7 protein-coding genes are annotated in these 4,360 nt (G+C 62.9%); 6 read left to right on the top strand and 1 reads right to left on the bottom strand.

All coding sequences use genetic code 11. The features are described 5' to 3' along the window. Positions 1 to 293: 293 nt before the first annotated feature. Positions 294 to 986, bottom strand: a complete 693-nt coding sequence (locus ACIBI6_RS39535; RefSeq protein ID WP_396960210.1) for a hypothetical protein — start codon at positions 984 to 986, stop codon at positions 294 to 296. 224 nt (positions 987 to 1,210) lie between these two features. Here ACIBI6_RS39535 and ACIBI6_RS39530 point away from each other — a divergent pair, with 224 nt between their 5' ends. The 6 genes from ACIBI6_RS39530 to ACIBI6_RS39505 all read left to right on the top strand — a co-directional run bounded on the left by ACIBI6_RS39530 (position 1,211) and on the right by ACIBI6_RS39505 (position 4,327). Then, the gene (locus ACIBI6_RS39530) at positions 1,211 to 2,095 is read left to right on the top strand and encodes a helix-turn-helix domain-containing protein (protein WP_396960208.1); all 885 of its coding nucleotides are present in this window, start codon (positions 1,211 to 1,213) and stop codon (positions 2,093 to 2,095) included. Further along, positions 2,085 to 2,294, top strand: coding sequence for a DUF397 domain-containing protein (locus tag ACIBI6_RS39525; protein WP_396960206.1), 210 nt, complete (start codon positions 2,085 to 2,087; stop codon positions 2,292 to 2,294). The genes ACIBI6_RS39530 and ACIBI6_RS39525 overlap by 11 nt, the downstream gene beginning before the upstream one ends. 32 nt (positions 2,295 to 2,326) lie before the next feature. Next, complete coding sequence (locus tag ACIBI6_RS39520) at positions 2,327 to 2,536, top strand: DUF397 domain-containing protein (RefSeq protein ID WP_396960204.1); 210 nt, start codon at positions 2,327 to 2,329, stop codon at positions 2,534 to 2,536. A gap of 32 nt (positions 2,537 to 2,568) precedes the next feature. Then, positions 2,569 to 2,775 (top strand): DUF397 domain-containing protein, encoded by a 207-nt coding sequence (locus ACIBI6_RS39515; RefSeq protein WP_396960202.1) that lies wholly within the window; start codon positions 2,569 to 2,571, stop codon positions 2,773 to 2,775. Between the two features lie 32 nt (positions 2,776 to 2,807). After that, positions 2,808 to 3,017 (top strand): DUF397 domain-containing protein, encoded by a 210-nt coding sequence (locus tag ACIBI6_RS39510; protein ID WP_396960200.1) that lies wholly within the window; start codon positions 2,808 to 2,810, stop codon positions 3,015 to 3,017. Between the two features lie 350 nt (positions 3,018 to 3,367). Next, entirely contained in the window at positions 3,368 to 4,327 is a 960-nt protein-coding gene (locus ACIBI6_RS39505; RefSeq protein ID WP_396960198.1) for a hypothetical protein, read from the top strand. Positions 4,328 to 4,360: the final 33 nt, after the last annotated feature.

Here is a 4,360-nt window from a genome sequence, read left to right as displayed (position 1 = left end):
GCGGTTCAGCGTCGGATCCATGCTTTCAGATTTCAGGTGTGCGCGGACGACGGTGTGCGGGAATGGCTTCGGTCCAGAAGTCGTGGCGGACCGCGTCCCAGAGTTTCCCTAGTTTCGGGAGCCGTTCGCGTGCTCGGACGAGGTCGGGATAGTCGCCGGGTTCGAAGGAGGCGATCTGTGTTGCGTCAGATGTGTTGTGTACAAACATGATTCCGATCTCGTGGCGCTGGTTCAGCTGCCAGGTTGCTTGCAGGCCGTCGACTTGAGTTCGGTGGATTCTGTCCATTCGGCGGCTATGAACCGATGGCACGGGTGGGGTGGGAATCCTTGTCGGTGAGCGCGTCCAGCACATCCAGCAGCGTTGCGAGATCAGGGCCGTGCCACGCCGACGGCTCGTTTCTGATCGGTTCGAATGGCAGGCCGCGAGCCGCGGCGCGTTCGCGGGGGCTCATGGCCGGTGGGACGAGCGCGCCCGCGCGAACCAGACATCTGAGAGCCGCGGACTTCATTGGGCAGGTGATAGCGCGGCATGTTATGTGCCGCTGCATGATTCGATGTGACTCGGCGACGGTGAGCGCATGGTCGGGGTGCGCGTGATCCGGGGTGATGCTGCTGAGCATGGCGCGCGCCCACGTCACCGGCGGGCAGACCGTTTCGAGGTCGCAGGTTTCGCAGACGCGGGCGGGGGTGTTGTCCACACTGGCCAGGTCGTAGACGATCAGGGCGGCGGCTTGCACGCCGGTGGCGATGGTGAGGCCGTAGCCGATCGGGTCGGTGTCCGGATGCTCCGGTGGACGGACCGTATAGAGGTAGTGGTACCCCAGTTGTTCTGCGTGGCGGTGGATCTCGGCCGCATGTCGCGGCGCGGCCAGGCCGGACACGCCGGTCCGGACCAGGCCGACCGCCTTGGGTTTGCGCGCGTCACCCTCGTCCGGACGAGCACGAACGTTGGCTGTATTCGACTGTCCCGCGTGCATGTTCGTCATCTTCGCGAACCTTCGTATCGGCGTATCGGTGGTCAATGGCGGCGGTCGACCAGTGGGATCGGCCGACCGCGACGACTAGGACACACCGCCCGAGGGTGTCTCGGAAGGCGGAAACGGGAACCACTGTCAATCGGCTGAAAAGCCCAGCGCAAAGCCGAAGTTTGTGGGAGGGTCTTCCCGATTCTGGCGCACACGTCGGCTCGAAATGTGGGGGTAATTCATTGGTGGACAGCGATAGCAGCATCACTCGTCGACAGCTCGGGCGATTGCTGCGCGAAGCACGTGACGCGATCGGATTGACGCTGGAAGATGCCGCACGGCTGATGGAGTGGAGTAAGAGCACCCTTCAGCGGTACGAGAAGGGGCAGAACCAGAAGATTCGGATACGTGAGCTCGATGGGATGATCGATATCTATCGCATCGATCCCGAACGCGCGGAAGGGCTTCGGGGGTTGGCGAAGCAGGCGGCGGAGAAGTCGTGGTGGCATGAGTTCGGGGATCTGATCCCGGAGAACTTCAGTGTCTTCATGGGGTTGGAGTCCGCTGCCGAGACATTGACGACATATCAACAGGATCTTGTTCCGGGCTTGCTCCAAACGGCTGGCTACGCACGGGTTCTCATGACGACCGCGCTGCCGCCGGACTCATCGGTAGAGATCGAACGTCGCGTCGAACTGAAGATGCGGCGGCAAAACCTCATCACTCGCAAGACCAGGCCCGCGACCCTGAACGTGATCCTCGGCGAGACTGTATTGCGACGAATGATCGGCGGACCGACGGTCATGGCGGCACAGTTAAAGCACTTGGCAGACATGAGCACGATGCCTAATGTCAGCATTAGGATTCTGCCGTTCTCGTCAGGAATGCCAACCGGTGAACTGATCGGAACGTTCACGATCCTGGAGTTCCCAACCGATAACCGGGGAGAACCGATCGAACCCACAATCGTGTACGCCGAGAACTACACCGGCGACATGTATTCGGAGAAGGTGGGTATCGTGCAGCGGTACAGGCAGGCGTACCAACGCATCGAGGAAGCAGCGTTAGACGAGGTCAGCAGCAGAGCACTGCTGCGGAAGTTGGCAAGGGAGTATCAGCATGAACGTTGACCTGTCCGGAGCTCAGTGGTTCAAGAGCACTCGCAGTGGGGCGACCAAGGACTGCGTGGAGGTCGCCTTCCTCGACACCGGCATCATCGGCGTCCGCGACTCGAAAAACCCAACCGGCCCAGCTCTCGTCTTCACCCCAACCGAATGGGATGCCTTCACCGCACGTGTGCAAGACGGGGAATTCAACGGCAACGCCTGACCGCCTATGCCCGAACGGCAAGGAGTACCGGCGTGAATACTGATCTGTCCGAAGCTCACTGGGTTAAGAGCAGCCGCAGCGGGGCGACCAAGGAATGTGTGGAGGTCGCCTTCCTCGACACCGGCATCGTCGGCGTCCGCGACTCCAAGAACCCAACCGGCCCAGCCCTGACCTTCACCCCGACCGAATGGGACACCTTCACCGCACGCGTGCAAGACGGAGAATTCAACGGCAACGCCTGACTGCCTACACCCGAACGGCAAGGAGCACCAGCGTGAACGATCTGTCCGAAGCTCACTGGTTCAAAAGCAGCCGCAGCGGAGGAACCAAGGAATGTGTGGAAGTCGCCTTCCTCGACACCGGCATCATCGGCGTCCGCGACTCCAAAAACCCAACCGGCCCAGCCCTGACCTTCACCCCGACCGAATGGGACACCTTCACCGCACGCGTGCAAGACGGAGAATTCAACGGCAACGCCTGACCACCTATGCCCGAACGGCAAGGAGTACCAGCGTGAATACTGATCTGTCCGAAGCCAATTGGTTCAAAAGCAGCCGCAGTGGAGCGTCCAAAGACTGTGTGGAAGTCGCCTTCCTCGACACCGGCATCATCGGCATCCGCGACTCCAAAAACCCAACCGGCCCAGCCCTGACCTTCACCCCGACCGAATGGGACACCTTCACCGCAGAGGTCCAAGCGGGAGCCTTCAACCACCCCGCCTGACCACCACCCAACAACGAAGCGCCCTCACTCCGAACACCTCCCGGAGTGAGGCCGCCCAGCATCAACGCACCCGAAACCAGCTTCCCCACCTCCCCGCGCGAACCAACTTCCAGCCCCGCGCACCTCTTCGCCCGCCGCGCACGTTCTCGCCCGCCGCGCACGTTCTCGCCCGCCGCGCACGTTCTCGCCCGCCGCGCACGTTCTCGCCCGCCGCGCATGTTTTCGCCGGGCAAATTCGTGCGTGGCGGGCGAAAAGGTGCGCGGGACAAAGTTATCCACAGGGGGCGGTTGTCCACAGAAGGGCGGGTTCGGCGAGGGTGTCGAGGTGGGGTGGGGTGCAGGATGGGCGAATGGAGTTCGGGGCGATCCAGCGGCGGGATGTGTTGGCGGACGGGGGTAGCGACAGTGAGTTGCGACGCAAAATCGCGCGTGAGGGGTGGGCTCGGGTGCGGCCGGGATGCTATCTACCGCCGGATGCATACGAATCGATGGATCGGCCGACTCGATACTTGTTGCTGATCGAGGCCACGGCGCGACGGTTGTCGTCATCGGGGGCGATCAGCCACCAGTCCTCGGCCGCTCTTCACGAACTCCCGTTGTGGGACGTGCCGTTGGATCGGGTCCACGTGACCCGTCGGCAGGGCAGCGGTCATCGAGGCAGGCACTTACACGTGCACTGTGCCCCCTTCCGGGACGAGGACGTCACCACGATCGCATCGCTGCAGGTTCTCGTACCTGACCGGACCGTTGTCGATTTGGCCCGAACACTCGAATTGGAGCAGGCGGTTGTGCTCGGCGATGCCGCGATGCATCGGTTCTCGATCACTCGTGCTTCACTGCGCCGGTCGATCGCCTATGCCGAAGGACGACCGGGGTATCGTGCCGCCCTGCGCACGATCGACGTGCTCGACGGCCGTAGCGAAAGCGTCGGCGAATCGCGCAGTCGGGTACTCATGGCCCGACTCGGCCTGCCGAAGCCCGAACTGCAGACCGTGATCCTCGACGAGGTCGGCCAGTTCGTTGGACGCACCGACTTCTGTTGGCCGGAACTCGGTGTCATCGGCGAATTCGACGGCAAAGTGAAATACGACAAATATCTGGGACCGCACCGAAGTGCCGCAGACGCGGTCTACCGCGAGAAGCTGCGCGAAGACCGCCTCCGAGACCTCGGCTGGGAAGTCATCCGCTGGACCTGGCCCGACCTCACCACCCCCAACCTCCTCAGCTCCCGCTTCCACCGCGCCCAAACCCGCACCACCCACCGCCCCCACCCTCTCGGCTCAATCCTCCGCACCCCACCCCCCAACTAGCGCTCCGACGATGACGCGCACGAATTTGCCCGC

The organism is Nocardia sp. NPDC050412 (assembly GCF_044458825.1).
GTDB lineage: Bacteria > Actinomycetota > Actinomycetes > Mycobacteriales > Mycobacteriaceae > Nocardia.
Note: the sequence above shows the minus strand (reverse complement) of the source record. Positions and strands in the feature narration are given on the sequence as shown.

Coding starts and splice junctions, on each gene's coding strand:
- ACIBI6_RS39505 (WP_396960198.1), top strand. CDS start 3,368: ATGGAGTTCGGGGCGATCCAGCGGCGGGATGTGTTGGCGGACGGGGGT.
- ACIBI6_RS39535 (WP_396960210.1), bottom strand. CDS start 986: ATGACGAACATGCACGCGGGACAGTCGAATACAGCCAACGTTCGTGCT.
- ACIBI6_RS39525 (WP_396960206.1), top strand. CDS start 2,085: ATGAACGTTGACCTGTCCGGAGCTCAGTGGTTCAAGAGCACTCGCAGT.